Annotated in this window: 11 protein-coding genes; 4 read left to right on the top strand and 7 right to left on the bottom strand. The window is 49.4% G+C overall.

What is annotated here, in order from left to right:
- Positions 1 to 74 precede the first annotated feature (74 nt).
- On the top strand, positions 75 to 1,634 hold the full coding sequence (locus G451_RS0107915) for a DUF2235 domain-containing protein (RefSeq protein WP_027183827.1): 1,560 nt from the start codon (positions 75 to 77) through the stop codon (positions 1,632 to 1,634).
- A gap of 279 nt (positions 1,635 to 1,913) precedes the next feature.
- Here the strand turns inward: G451_RS0107915 and G451_RS0107910 are convergent, their stop codons facing one another.
- Entirely contained in the window at positions 1,914 to 2,240 is a 327-nt protein-coding gene (locus G451_RS0107910) for a hypothetical protein (protein WP_027183826.1), read from the bottom strand.
- A gap of 282 nt (positions 2,241 to 2,522) precedes the next feature.
- Between G451_RS0107910 and asnB the strand changes: the two genes are divergently transcribed.
- The 3 genes from asnB to G451_RS0107895 are packed head-to-tail and all read left to right on the top strand — an operon-like array spanning position 2,523 to position 6,072.
- The gene (asnB, locus tag G451_RS0107905) at positions 2,523 to 4,427 is read left to right on the top strand and encodes an asparagine synthase (glutamine-hydrolyzing) (RefSeq protein WP_027183825.1); all 1,905 of its coding nucleotides are present in this window, start codon (positions 2,523 to 2,525) and stop codon (positions 4,425 to 4,427) included.
- Between the two features lie 17 nt (positions 4,428 to 4,444).
- Positions 4,445 to 5,500 carry a threonine aldolase family protein gene (locus G451_RS0107900; RefSeq protein WP_027183824.1) on the top strand — a complete coding sequence of 352 codons (1,056 nt, stop codon included), beginning with the start codon at positions 4,445 to 4,447 and terminating at the stop codon, positions 5,498 to 5,500.
- 23 nt (positions 5,501 to 5,523) lie between these two features.
- Positions 5,524 to 6,072, top strand: a complete 549-nt coding sequence (locus tag G451_RS0107895) for a type III secretion system chaperone family protein (RefSeq protein WP_027183823.1) — start codon at positions 5,524 to 5,526, stop codon at positions 6,070 to 6,072.
- A 201-nt stretch (positions 6,073 to 6,273) separates the two neighbouring features.
- Here G451_RS0107895 and G451_RS0107890 read toward each other — a convergent pair whose 3' ends face one another.
- From G451_RS0107890 to G451_RS0107865, 6 genes are all read right to left on the bottom strand, one after another.
- A complete protein-coding gene (locus tag G451_RS0107890; RefSeq protein WP_027183822.1) occupies positions 6,274 to 6,639 on the bottom strand; it encodes a response regulator in 366 nt (121 codons plus the stop codon).
- Positions 6,640 to 6,738: 99 nt separating this feature from the next.
- Positions 6,739 to 9,348 (bottom strand): PAS domain-containing hybrid sensor histidine kinase/response regulator, encoded by a 2,610-nt coding sequence (locus G451_RS28295; RefSeq protein ID WP_051261280.1) that lies wholly within the window; start codon positions 9,346 to 9,348, stop codon positions 6,739 to 6,741.
- 89 nt (positions 9,349 to 9,437) lie between these two features.
- Positions 9,438 to 10,664, bottom strand: coding sequence for a YuxH family protein (locus G451_RS0107880; protein ID WP_156921553.1), 1,227 nt, complete (start codon positions 10,662 to 10,664; stop codon positions 9,438 to 9,440).
- Between the two features lie 10 nt (positions 10,665 to 10,674).
- Positions 10,675 to 12,345 carry a PAS domain-containing protein gene (locus G451_RS0107875; RefSeq protein ID WP_027183820.1) on the bottom strand — a complete coding sequence of 557 codons (1,671 nt, stop codon included), beginning with the start codon at positions 12,343 to 12,345 and terminating at the stop codon, positions 10,675 to 10,677.
- A 196-nt stretch (positions 12,346 to 12,541) separates the two neighbouring features.
- On the bottom strand, positions 12,542 to 14,488 hold the full coding sequence (locus tag G451_RS0107870) for a molybdopterin-containing oxidoreductase family protein (RefSeq protein ID WP_027183819.1): 1,947 nt from the start codon (positions 14,486 to 14,488) through the stop codon (positions 12,542 to 12,544).
- Complete coding sequence (locus G451_RS0107865) at positions 14,485 to 14,895, bottom strand: VOC family protein (protein ID WP_034641340.1); 411 nt, start codon at positions 14,893 to 14,895, stop codon at positions 14,485 to 14,487. Before G451_RS0107865 ends, G451_RS0107870 begins: the two co-directional genes overlap by 4 nt.

Raw genomic sequence — 14,895 nt, 5'->3', positions numbered from 1 at the left:
TGTAACGTAGGATGCATGGGAGGAAATGGCCTGACAATGTACAGTCTTGGAAAAGACCACCAAGGAGAAGAGCGATGAAGCGATTGATCGTTTGCTGTGATGGAACTTGGAATAAACCGGAACAGGAAGAGAATGGCATTCCCGCACCGACGAATGTGTTCAAGCTCTACAACGCGGTTGCAGACCAAGGGCCCGATGCAACGAGGCAATTGAAATACTACCACCCCGGTGTTGGCAGTGGAAGGAGTCTCTTTGATCGGATTGCTGGCGGCGCAATCGGCTTCGGCATGAGCCGGAACATTTGCAGCGCATACCACTGGTTGGCGACCAATTATGAAGGGGGTGATGAAATTTACCTTTTCGGTTTCAGTCGTGGAGCCTTTACCGTCCGAAGTCTGGCCGGATTTATCGGAATGGGACTTCTCGACTTACGCGGTATAAAATCGCCAGAAGCATGGAGGCGTGTACATACTGGATATGATGTCGGGTATCGGGCCGACAAGGAAGAAAAACGACAACCAGAAGTGTGGGCAGAATCCGATTGGGCTTTCTTTAACAATTCCGAACCGACTCCGATTCACTTTCTCGGAGTTTGGGATACGGTTGGCGCTTTAGGCATTCCTGATGAATTGGGGCTTCTCAATCTCCTCGACAATTGTAAAAAATGGCGCTTTCACGACACCAATATCAGCAGTCACATCAAAAACGCCTGTCATGCAATGGCCATTGATGAAGTTCGTTCCTGTTTTACCGTAACCCATTGGGCAAACGTCAAAGAGAACAAGAACGTCAAGGAAGTCTGGTTTCCCGGTTCTCATTCCGACGTGGGCGGCGGATATGCAAACGGCGATCTTTCCAATGGGGCGCTTCTTTGGATGATGGAAGAAAGCGCCAGCAAAGGATTGCTTTTTCGTCCCGGTCTCCAGAAAACGATCCGGGCGAATCCGTTGGGGATGATGCACAATTCATATAAGGGAAGTATTGCAAAGCTCCGTTCTCGCCCTCGAAACATTCCGGCCATGACCAATGAACACCAAGACAAATTCCATCAGAGCGCCTTTCAACGGCAAAACATCTCTCCCATTAGCTACCCCGCATACCATCCCACGGTAATTTTACATCGCAATGAAAACGTCAATATCGATGTTTTTGCAGATACCCACTGGAACGCCACCAATGTCTATCTGGAAGCCGGAAAGTCCTACTGTTTCTCTGCTTCCGGCACATGGCAAGACAGCAAGGATGACTGTGACTGGTATGGCACGCAGAACAACACGATCACCAGCGGTGATATTGTACGTGCGGTCGCCTCGTTATGGGGAGTTGTCGAATCCGCCGTGAAGAAACTTATCAAGAATGAATCAATGGATTTTTTAATGACAAAACGAGTAGAGGATATGCCATGGTTTGTCATGGTCGGCGCCATCGCGAACGATGGCGAATCGAACACGACGAACAAGGGCGTTCATAACGACGGGAGTCCGGTCCCACATCAATATGTCAACCTCACCAAGCATGAGGATACTCCCTTGACAATAACGCGCCCGGGCTATCTCTATTGTTTTCCAAATGATGTTTGGAGCTTTTATGGAAACAATAAAGGAAGTATCCAATTGACGATTACATGTGTGTGAAGCGTGGCCTTTGACTCATGGGCTCTCGATATATATGCGATGAACCGGCATCATGCGGGAGCGTTCATGGTGTGACGCTCCCACATCGCTTTTGTTTTTTTAAAGAGAGACTGCCGTTTTGCATACGTCATGTATGCATTTATGCCGCCGTCATTGCGATTATATTTTTTCTAGAGCATTTTTTGATAAAAAAAATCAATGCCCCCGGCGGTACAAGTGCAATATTTGCCTGGTCCCTCATATGCTTTATACAGCCTACTCATTCACTCAAAGAACAGCTTATTGTAACCGAATGGAATCCACCTCGATAAGTTCACCGTCTTGGTTCAGTTCTCCCTCAAGGATGACGGTTTTTCCTTTCCAGTTATCGATATCGATGGTCTCGAAAACATCATTCGGGGTGTTCAGATCGCCGAAGCCTTCTGTTCCGTCCGCTGACGCGCTGAGATAGTAGTCATATCCGTTCGCCGTGGTGATGGAGCATCCCCACATGCCTTGGCCGATATCGCATCCATTAAATGTTCCCGTTATCGTGACCGCGCCGGCCACGCCCGCATAAACGGCAACACATGTCATGGCAACGAGGAAAGTACGAATGAATTTCATAACTTATCTCCTTATTAATGATAATATTTTCTAGAATTGCAGCAAGCTGTAGCATATGACGATCGAAGAACGAAGAAAAAGAATATACGTTCCGTTTTTTTCGAATTCCCCTTTTTGTCATCACCACAATGAACACATTGTAACATATTTTACCGTTTCTCTATTTCTCCTTGTGTTGCCAGGTCCATGGGGCTTCCTGTAAGGGAAATACACAACGTGCATAATGAGCAGAGCAGGGACGTTGTTCGTGAAACTCCAATCAGGCTGGGAGGCGTTTCTTTCATGTGTGGTATATGTGGCATTGTGACCGATCGCGGTCCCAAAGCGCTGGCTCCTGTGTATGCTATGCGCGACGCCATGGCTCATCGCGGGCCCGATGGGTCAAGCGTTGTTGAACGCATTGATGTTCGCGGGACCGGGGCTGCCTTAGGGCATCGTCGGCTGGCTGTTATTGACCTTGTCACCGGTGACCAGCCCATGACCAACGAAGATCGATCGATCTGGATCGTCTTCAACGGGGAAATCTACAACTTTCAGGAGTTGCGCCAGGATCTCGAACGATGCGGGCATAGGTTCACCTCAACATCGGATACCGAAACCATTCTGCATCTCTATGAACAAGAGGGTGTGGATTGTGTTCACAAACTCCGGGGAATGTTTGCCTTCGCTATCTGGGACGAACGTGAAAAACGACTGTTCGCCGCTCGTGATCCATTTGGAAAAAAACCCTTCCATTATGCCCTGGCACATAGCGACTTTGTCTTTTCCTCGGAAATAAAGGGCCTGCTCGCTCACCCCGATATCGACCGCCGCCTCAACCTCGAAGCCATTTATCATTATTTGAGCCTGCAATATGTCCCCGACGATATGAGTGCATTTGCCGGGGTTCGAAAACTTCCTGCCGGCTGCCGACTCATGGTCCAGTCGAATACCGTGACTGTCGAGCAGTATTACAATCCGTCATTCGAACCCAAGTTGACCGGAAAACAAGATGCTCTCATTGAGCAACTCCGTGAAGTTATCACCGATGCCGTAGGGGTACGTCTGGTCAGTGATGTGCCACTTGGTGCACACCTCTCCGGCGGTATCGACTCCAGTATTGTCACGGCACTCATGGCGGAACTCGGCTCCGGTCCGGTCCGCACCTTTTCTATCGGTTTTCGTGAAGAGCGTTTTTCGGAACTCGATCGAGCTCGACATATTGCCAATCGATTCGGCACCGATCACCGTGAATTTATTGTTGACCGACAAGACCTCTTTTCACGGATTGACCATTTACCGCGGGTTTTCGATGAGCCTCTGGCTGACCCATCGGCGATTGCCTGCCTCGTCCTTGCTGAAGAAACTCGCCGCCATGTCACTGTTGCTCTCAATGGTGATGGTGGCGACGAGATGTTTGCTGGCTACCAACGGTATCGGCTTGATCCCTGGGCGAATATCTATACAAAAATGCCGCGCTGGCTGACTCAACGACTTGTCCCCTGGCTTGTTTCACGTTTACCCGAGCGTGCCGATGTCCCCATTGAGCAGAACTATTCCGCCGGTCTCAAGCGCCTAGCGCAGGCCGCTGCCGGAGACCGACGCGCCAGTCTGTTACGTTGGGGGTCGTATTTTTCGGAAACAGATAAACTCCGGCTCTTCCAATCCGAAGCGCTACAACAAACCGGTTTTCCCCCGACCTCAACGCTGTTGTCCGATCTCTTCGATGCTGCCGAAGCCAGCACGTTTCTCGACAAAACGTTGGCTGTCGATCAGCGCTCGTATCTTCCCGGCGACCTTCTCGTGAAATCCGATCGTACAGCGATGGCGCATTCCCTTGAAGGACGCTCTCCGTTACTCGATATCCGCGTGGCCGAGTTTGCTTCTCGGCTACCAGTGCAGTATAAAACCACTCGATTTGCCGGCAAAATTTTGCTGCGAAAAGCATTCGCCCACCTTTTGCCCAAACACATTGTCAACGCGGGCAAGCAGGGCTTTGGTCTCCCCGTCGGGTTATGGCTTCGGACAAGCCTCTATGCAGAAACCAAAAATCGGCTTCTCGACGGAACATTTTCTCGCCAATTTTTCCATACCTCGGAAATAGAACGCCTGCTTGAAGAACATAAATCCGGTCTCGTCGATCACGGCAAGCGATTGTATGCGCTTTTGTGCCTTGAAATGTGGTACAATACCTACTTTGAATCATAATCAGGAAAAATTACTGCATGCCACACCATAGAACTGTTAGCTTCGCCAGTGACAATGTCTCCGGAGCGCATCCTGCTGTCCTTGCTGCATTGCAAACAGCCAATACCGACCACGTCGCTCCATATGGCAACGATCCCCTGACAAAACGTGCTGAAGCCGCGTTTTGTGAACTCTTCGGCTGCAAAGTTGAAGTTTTTTTCGTGTTCACCGGAACAGCGGCCAATGTTCTGTCGCTGTCGAGCCTGCTCTGGCCTCATCAAGCTGTCATCTGTTCCGAACAAGCCCATATCAATGTCGATGAATGCGGAGCACCAGAACGCTTCGGTGGAATGAAGCTGCTGACGTTGCCTTCATCCGATGGTCGTATTACGCCTGAGGGCATAACGCATTATCTTGGTCAGGTCGGCAATGAGCACCGTGTTCAGCCCAAAGTGGTGTCCATCACGCAGGCAACGGAATGTGGTGTCGTTCTCACCCCGAGTGAAATCAGCGCCATTGGCCACGTATGTCAGGCGCACAACCTGCACCTCCACATGGACGGTGCCCGATTTGCCAATGCCGTCGCCAGCCTTGGCGTATCTCCCGCCTCCATTACCGTTGAGGCCGGAGTGGATGTCCTTTCCTTTGGTGGAACCAAAAACGGTCTGCTGTTTGGCGAGGCTGTTGTCTTCTTTAACACGGAACTCGCTCGCCATTTTAAATATATTCGCAAACAAGGCATGCAGCTTGCGTCCAAAAATCGCTTTCTTGCCGCCCAATTCCTCGCGTTGCTCGAAAATGATCTTTGGCTTGAAAATGCCCGTCATTCCAATGCAATGGCAGCCTTATTAGCTACACTCGCAGCCGATATTCCTGGCGTTCGCATTACGCAAACTCCACAAGCCAATGCGGTCTTCGCCGTCATTCCTCCTGACGTTACCACCGCGCTTTCCGCTGAATTTCCATTTTATGTTTGGGATGCTGACACCCACGAGGTGCGTTGGATGACTTCATTCGATACGACCGAAGACGACGTACGCCGTTTCACACGACGTCTGGCCACGCTTATGGCCGACCAAGCCGCGAACCCGTAACGCCATCAAGAAAGGATGCCGCCATGAAAGCCCCCTGGTTGCAACAGCTTTGCGATTTTCTCACAGAACAAAACGTGTCTTTCTATGACCAGTCGGCCGACGAAAACTGTCCGGCAGATCGACTGTATGTGCATCTCGACATGGATGACCACAAACGTGAATACACCCTTCAAATTGCTTCTCTCGGCAACACCGCAGGCGATCATGGCCTTGCCGTCGAAGCAGACAAACCCCGTTCCATTCAGTTTATCCTTATGGCACCCTTTGTCGTCGACACCCCCCATATTGCAGAAACCGGCCTGTACCTGCTTATGGTCAACCGTCTTCTGCCCTTAGGAGCGTTTGGTCTGATCGAGGATGAAGGCTTCATCTATTTCAACTATTCCTTGCTTACCAATGACGCTTCGATCAACACAGCACTGTGCTTTGAAATTATTTCGGCAATTGGATTTTTTATCAACGCCACGCGCCAAATAACCGAACTCGTTGCCTGCGGAGACATTAGCCACCACGAAGCCGTTCAACAGCTTGAACAAGCCGGATTTGAATTTCCGTCTGTCATGAACGAATAATCACCGCGTTAAAACAATTCACGAGTCATCATCGGGGAAGAACAACAATGCTCCCCGATGATGTAGTGTTAAAACACAATGTATACGAATTCGGTTCCATATCGAATACAGAAGTACAACGAAAAGGAACATCGACAAGAAAATACCGCGTGGACGAGCTTGAAGGCGAACAAGAGGGGGGAGGGGAGTCAGGATCGATAATCAACCATCGAGATCGGCTAAAATGGCTAAAACTTCCTTCCGTTCAACGGGTTTGAGAATTGCCCGGGTTGCGCCGAGATTTTTTGCCCAGTTCAATGGTTCAAACGAAGTGAATGCACTCCCTCCGGTCATTGCAACGACAGGGAGGTTCTTTTGAAGAACTAATAGTTCTTTAAGAGTCTCAAGACCTTCTTTTTCAGGCATGAAAATATCAAGAAAAACGAGGTCAACCGGTTGACGTTTATAAACTGCCAGCGCTTCTTCACCGTTTTCTGCTGTCACCGCATCATGTCCAGCGTCAAGAACAATACTCGTCAAAATTTCACGCGACGTCATGTCATCGTCAACAATCAGAACTCTGCTCATAGAAATGACGTCTCCTGTTTAACACTTTCATCAAAAAGCCAAAATACGTTTTCTTCTACTCAGTATCCAACATTATTGCAATGAAAAATCCCTCTTTGCTCACCTCTCATTATGGCTCAGCATATCGATACTTGAAAACAATGAAGTAGTGTTCTCCGTCAATTGCTGTACCGCACGATGTATTGTTCCATCATCTCCCGTTTTGAGTGCAGCTTGAAAATCGAGAGCAGCTTTCCGGGCTAAGCGAGCTGAAATATTTCCAGATGCCCCACCGAATCGATGGGCGAGTTGCATGGCTTTGGTCTCATCCCTACTCTCTACCGCTTGCGTTATCTCCCCGATAAGATTCCGAAAATCTTCCCGATAGCGAAGAAGGATCGTTTTGTATAATTCACGTTTTCCACCAAGGCGCTCCATTGCTTCATCCAAGTCTATACCTTCAAGTTCTTCAAGCCGGTCGGAATCAAGCTGTTGTGAAAGGGATGTCTGAGCAGCCATGTTATGCTCCTTTTGAGCAGCCGATTGCATGTGTGCAGCCGGACTCCAGTCTCCCTGCTTCGTTGGGATATGTCGAGCCAATATGGCCAACATCTCGGTCTGATCAATCGGTTTTGCGATATAATCATCCATTCCAGCAGCAAGACATCGTTCTCGATCACCCATCATGGCATGTGCGGTCATAGCAATAATGGGCGTATTTTCGAGCTCTGGGAGGGTACGAAGACGTGTCGTCGCTTCAAAACCATCCATGCCGGGCATTTGAATATCCATCAAAATAACATCATATGTTGCTTGAGACACCGCTTCAAGCGCAGCTCGACCATGCTCGGCATCCTCGACAACGAGGTGTGCGCCTTCCAAGACTTCTCTCGCCACGAGCCGGTTCGTTGGATTATCCTCAACAAGCAGAATACGACTTCCCGGTTGGGGTAAAGCTCGATGCTGTCCAGGACGTTTACGACGTGAGGGCCGCGCACCGACCGCATCGAGAATACACTGGTACAGCCGTGAACGCGTCAACGGTTTGATGAGAATGGAACGTATCCCAAGAGCCTCGGCACGATCGAACTCTTTTTCGTCATTATACGCCGTCATCAAGACCGTGGGGGGAATATACATTCCACGCCGATTGGCTTCTTCAATAAAATCCAGACCGAACATGCCAGGGAGGCGTTGGTCAAGAAACAGAAATCCCGGAGGCTCGACACGTGATGACTCCAAGGCTTCCAGTGCCTGCTCGGCATGCTCAAATGCCTCCGCCTGCATCCCAAGAGACAGCAACAAATTCATTAATACCAGCCGGCTTCCCGGACTGTCTTCAATGATGATGGCGCGTTTCTGTGCGATATCGTCGGGAACACGGAGTGCCATACTTTTGTCGGCATGTCGTTTCTCAAACCATGCCGTAAACGTAAAGGTTGTTCCCGATCCGACTTCGCTCGACACATCAATATCGCCGCCAAAATACCCAATCAATTTTTTACTGATAGCCAGCCCCAGCCCGGTTCCACCATACATACGGGACGTAGAGCCATCGGCCTGCGAAAAGGGAACGAACAAATTCTCGATCACATCTTGGGGCATGCCAATCCCAGTATCTTTAATCGTGAAGACCGCTTTGATACGCGTTGTCGTTTCGCGATGAACATGCAGCCCGATGTATACTTCTCCCGTATGGGTGAACTTAAACGCATTGGAAACAAGATTGATGAGCACTTGGCGTAATCGATAGGGATCACCGGCCAGAACTTCAGGTGTATCGCGTGAAACATCAATAACCAGTTCAACGGCGGTTGCCGCGACTTTATCACGATACATGTCGGCAACATCGTCAAGGAGTTCCCGTGGTTTGAATTCAATATGTTCCAGATCGAGCTTGTCGGCTTCAATTTTTGAGAAATCAAGAATATCATTAATGACTCTAAGCAGCGATTTGCTGGAAGAGCGCATAATTTCAATATATTCACGCTGCCGATTGTTCAATTCGGTCTCAAGAACTACCTCGGACAGGGCAATAACAGCATTGAGCGGAGTACGAATTTCATGACTCATATTGGCAAGAAATTCGCCTTTGGCCTTATTGGCCATTTCAGCAGCAGCTTTCGCTTCCTGAAGCTGACAGTTCGTTTTGAGTAAAGAATCGTATGCCGATTGCAAATCAAGATTGCGGCTCTGCACTTCGCGAGCCAGCTCACGAGCATAAGCGCGAAGACTTTCCGATTTCTTGCGTTGAACACTATAATCACTCAAGAAGCCATTATAGCGAATAGGCCGCCCCTGTTCATCATACGTTGCCGCCGCATTAATATACACCCACGTAATGGAACCGTCGGCTCGTTTGAACTGAGCTTCAAACTGCGTAAGTCGGCCTCCATTCTCAAAAATACGATTAACTTTTTCACGTGCCATGGCGTTGGCGTACATATCCTGCCCAACATCCATTACTTTGGATTTCATTTCTTCTATAGAAGCATACCCGAGAATAGACGCTACTTCCGGGTTAGCCATCAATAATTTTCCACCTGGAGTTGTTCGGAATATGCCAAGAGGTGCCTGTGCAAAAAGATCGTCATATTCCTTTGCCATACGTTCAAGACAAACTTGAGAGTGAGTAAGTCGACGTTGGATTCGATCTTTCGCATAGAGTTGATACAACAAGAGTATCAAAAGTACCAAGGCAACGGCACTTACCAGAATAAGGAGATTCATTATATTGATAACCGTGACAATGTTAATAATAGAGCATCTTCAATAGCACAGCTAGAAAGGAAAGCAAGGTGGAGGAAGGTACAAAGCGGTCATCGGGAAAGGTTGAAAACTCCCTGAGCCCATGCAACAGATTTTATACGGCACAACGATACGAGATTGGCGGGAAGCCCTAATGCGGCCGACGCTTGGTCGACACGTTCGAAATCGCCTTGCTCGTCCATAACAACGAGGCCTAACCAATGAAAAAGCCCATTGTCATGACCACGTAACGCATCGGCCAAAGGTGTATCGACAGGAAGTGAACCGACAAGAGAGTCCATAGAATCATCGAGTTGGGTATCAAGAAGAGAAAAAAGACCGAGAAGAAACAATGTATTGGCTAAATCGCGCTGTCCACTTTCAAGTGCGGCGAGCTCCAAAGTCTTGGCACGAACCGCAGCTTGATAGGCAAGGTTGCGCAGAGTATCAGGCGGAGAAACATCTGTCACGACCATAAGGCGTAACCAACTCCTCACACTCTGCCAGCCGGCTACGCGTATAGCATGTTTAATGCTCGTCACGGCTGAAACCGTCGAGAAACAAACGGCGTGAATACATGCCAACAGACGATAACTAATCGACGGTTCAGCCTCTACCAACACCGTCAATGCATCAATATCGGGCTCATTCAGTTCGATTTCTTTGAGAAGACGCATACGCAACGATGCGGAAGAGGAAAAGCGAGGCTTAGCGTACCGGACCGGCTCAGAGAAAAAAAATCCTTGAAAAAGCGTACATCCCAAAGACTTGGCCGCCTTGAACAGTGCCCGATTTGAAATATACTTTCCAAGTATTGAAACGTGATGGCGCTGTGCCATGGCAACAAGGCGCTGTGCTTCGTTTGACGACATTGTACTGACATCAAACTCCACCATATCAACACGTTGGGCAATCGAGGCAGAAAATTGTTTGACCGAATCAACAGAAAGAGAAACGTTGTATCCTTGGCGTTTTGCCACATCGATAGCGCGTAGCATTCCATCCATATCATCAAGAGCGGTGAGTCCGATCACCACTCGCCGCGGAGACAGACACAAACAAAAATCTTCGGTAATCGTCCAGGGCGTAAAATTGACGAGAGCTAATCCTTCGAAGCTTCCACCACCCAGATTCATCGCTGCATGGGAAAGCACATCCAAAGTTGCCTGATCTGCATCTTCAATAAAGGCGACATAGGCGTCGGGTGAGTTTCTATAGAGAAACTCACTTCCCCAAACCATTCCCTTTTCATCCACAATCGGCAACGTGGCCCAGGACACGACCCTGTTGTGCATCACGGTACGCCTCTCATATATCGCCTCCTTGCATGGATACAGTTTCAGCCTTTGCTTCACACGCGGCCTGCATACGAGGCAATCGAATCCGAAATATGGTTTTTGTTGCGCTGTCGGTATCAATATCCACTTCGCCACGATGTGCTTCAACAGTCAGGCGCATGGAATACAAGGAAAAATCAATATCTGCTTGCGCTTCAAACCACTTGTCATCGTGCAAAAATGTTTCGCATATTACAGTGGGAGCAGAGTTCTCGTACTGCACTTCGATCATGGCGCAATCCCCCTGGAAAAGTGATATCAACACCGCTTGTCCAGGATCAGATGCATGCAGCGCATTTTTGACCACATTTGACAACATACTGTAAAGCATAGATTTTTCGCCAAGCATAAGCAGCGAATCATCCGTTGTCATTTCATGCCCATCAAAGTACACAGCAAGTGTACACTGCCGCTGTACGGCCTGCCGTTGCACGTTGACCACCACGCGCCGTGCAAGCCAAGCGATATCCACGGGTTCGCGATCAATCAAAAAATGCTCAGGACCATCACCAGCCATAACAAGAAACACATTCGCCAAATCGAATACGTGTAAGGCCGTGTCCTGTACCGTGGCGATCCGATCAAGCTGTTCTTTGGTCAAATTTTCTTCACTTAAAAACATGTCGGAAACGGAGATCATTGCACCGAAGGGAGACTTGAGACTGTGTCTAGCCAATTGACCAATTTCCTCACGCATGATTTCATGACGCTTGCGTTCAGTTATATCGTCAATGATCCAGATGATCCCTTGTGAAAGATCGGTGGAAGAAACGGCTCTTCCGGAGAGTGCACACCACACCGTGGTCTTATTTCGGCGGAGCAAGGGGTATTCGATGTTGAATAAATCCTGATGTTCAAGCATGGAAACATACTTTTCTCCGAACTCAAGAAAATGTTCCGGAGACACATGGACGACACTCACCGACTGACCTTGCAACTCTTCCGGGCTAAAACCAAATATTTCCGCTCCCCGTGCGTTGATTCTTTCAATAAACCGGCCGCCCTTGAGCAACACGACACCAACCAGACTATTGTCGAATACGGCCTGAAGTTCATCAAGTGCCATGCGTAATTCTTGCTCGGTCCGCTTCAATGGCGTCACATCGAAAACCATTCCCAGTATGCCCCGGACCACACCACTTTTTGTTCGCAAGGCGGCTTTATGGAAAACAACATCGTGTTTCTTCCCATCACTGAACAACACCTGGCTCTCATAGGATTGCCGCATTTCTTCACCACAAAAGAGCCTATGATCCATATCTTTATACGTTTTGGCAAGATCCGATGGGGCAACATCTTTGACGCCGAAACCAAGTACGTTCTTCCGGCTTTGACCAAGCATGTCAGCAAAAGCTTGATTGATTTTTGTATATAGCCCATCAGCATTCTTGAAAAAAATCGGTACAGGCACTTCATCAAGCGCGCTATCAAAGAACGTCCGGTTCATTCTGTATGACGCAACAATTCGACGGCGTTTCTTTCGCTCTTTCTCCAACTCATATTCAAGTCGTCGAATATGTCGCCGAAGCCGAGTCTGTGTAGACCACAACGCATAGGACAGGAGACCCAGTATGCCCATCCCGAAGACGATGGCCACAACATCGGGAATAAAAAATCCGGCGACGGTTTGAGTATCCCACATGAGTCGGAACCCCCTGACATTGGGAAATCGACTCCTACGCTGACAGGCAGTTCACCTTTCCCCAAACGAATACCCGGTAGAAGCGCGCCCCATCAACCACGAATGCGTATCCTGTCTTTACACCATCATTCCATGCTATCTCATCTGAATATTCAGATTGATTCTTTTCAAAGTAAAATTCAATATAAAATCGTTCTTAATCCCCCATGGGTTTCACAGAAACAGTACAATCATAATAGGGCGTTCCTTCGCCCACGTCACTTGCGCCATCACGTGTAAGGAGGTTGACGCCGTGTCCCGCTTTAATCCAGCCCCCTCGGGGTATAATGACCACATCGCGTCGTTGTCCCTTCACAGACTTACATTGTGCCTGCAACCGTCCGTACGGACTACAGACTTCAACCGCATCGCCATCCGACACCCCCAGACGTTGAACTTCTTCATACGCCATGGAGATTTCAGGGAGACCGACGTGTGAAGCCATCGTGCGTTCGGAACACAAGAACTTTGCTCCACCAACACTGAGAAGACGATACGGATACGATTCCGTTTCGTTGGGAACCTCTTCCACGAACTCTGTCATGAAGCGAAATTTGCCGGAAGGCGTCGGAAAAATCTTGTCTGCATACGGAACAAACGGAGCATCGGGAATACGAATCGGACCGGCCTCAATGTCGGCCAGTGTCACGCCTTTATCGAAAAGCGGACGCAAGATTCGCGTGAGCCAGCGTTCTTCCGTATCAATCAATTCGGAGCCAAATTCGAATCGGCTGGCCAAATCCATAAAGATGTCGAACTGGGAGCGGCATTCTCCAACAGGTTCGATCGCCTTATTGACCGGCCCGACATAATTGTGTCCATATCCGGCAACCACATCGCGCTCTTCCAAAAAAGTTGCGCATGGCAAAACGAGATCAGCCAGTTCCGATGTGTCATCAAGAAATTGCGCCATGGATACCACAAACGGCGTTTTTTCGAATGCACGTCGTGTCAATTTGGCCTGTGGTGCCATGCAGACCGGGTTGGCAGCGCTCACGACAATCATTTCAATACCGGGATCTTTCGCTTCTAAAATTGATCGGCCTATGCTTGGCATAGAGAGTTTGCGCCGCGGCTCGGCAAGATCTTCTCCCCATATGGCCGGGTCATACGGCCCGTACTCTTCAAACCCCTGACTGACACCACCTCCGGCAATGCCGATATTCCCCGTCATGGCTGAAAGTGCATCAATGGCCCGAATGGACTGGTGCGCTGTCTTGCGACGATGCAAACCCCATCCTAAGAGTATGGCTGCCGGGGCACCGTTGGTCATAGCTGAGGCCAAACGGTCTACATCATCCAATAAGACACCGGCCCGATAGGCCATATCGTCAACTGTATAGCGTTTGACAAGAGACGAAAACTCTTTAAACCCCTCACCATATTCGGAGATAAAACGATCATTGACCAAACCTCGTTCCATCACGCGTCCAGCTGCTGCCATGGCCAGCCACACATCGCCACCGGGACGAACAGCAATATGTCCACCAAAGACCCGAGCCGTCGCACTTGGAGTCGGATCAACAACAAGAAGCGTTTTTCCCTGCTTTTTGAGATCACGTAATACCCAGAGCAGGCTGTGCTGAGTCACAACAGGATTTCGTCCCCACAAAATCACGCTTTGGGCATTCAAATGATCAAGGGGATCGTGAGAAATCCTTTCTCCAAAATCAAGGTTCTGCGAGGCTTGTCCTGTACCGCCACACAGGCTACCGGAAAGTGTCGTCACTCCGCCGAACAGATTGAAGAAACGGGCATTCAGCAACTTGAGTGCTGTCCGTTCTCCATATCCCATGTAATACAGGACCGCTTCCGGACCATGTTTTTCTCGTGTTGCCAACAACTTGTCAGCCATTTCATCAAGCGCATCACTCCAGCCGACACGTTCGAATCCAGCTCGTGTCCGGCGCAGGGGAGTCACAACCCGTTCGGGATCGTACACTCGATCGACATATGCTCGAGCTTTCGCGCAAACGCCCCCTCGGCCTAAAGGAAAATCCGGATTCACACCAAGACCGGTCAAGCGACCGGCATCGACGGTTGCACTCAATCCACAGCATCCGGGACAGTCACGTGTACATGTCGTGACGACTTTCGTTGTCATGTACCAGCTCCTTCCTGCGGATAGTGGCGCAGCTCCACCACATTTCCTTCAGGATCATGAAAATATACAGACTCTCCCATTCCGCGTGCACCAAATCGTTTCGCCGGCCCTGTGATGATCTCGACACCGTATGCCTTGAGTCGTTTCAGCATCCCGGTCCACATGGTCGATTCAATGGCGAAACAAAAATGATTAAGACGCTCGCCAGGCGCTATGCCTTCGGAGCTGTGTTCATCGAATGGGAAAAAATCAAGAATCGAAGAGCGTCCAATCCGTACAGACGGGAATGGCACATCGCCGCGCTCATATTCCGTCACACGCATCGGGGTGAGGCCGAGAACATCGACATAAAATGCGACGAGTCGAAGGGGGTCGGACGCATTCACGGCGATATGGTCAAGTTCCAT

The organism is Desulfovibrio inopinatus DSM 10711 (assembly GCF_000429305.1).
Taxonomy (GTDB): Bacteria; Desulfobacterota; Desulfovibrionia; order Desulfovibrionales; family Desulfovibrionaceae; genus Alteridesulfovibrio; species Alteridesulfovibrio inopinatus.
Note: the sequence above shows the minus strand (reverse complement) of the source record. Positions and strands in the feature narration are given on the sequence as shown.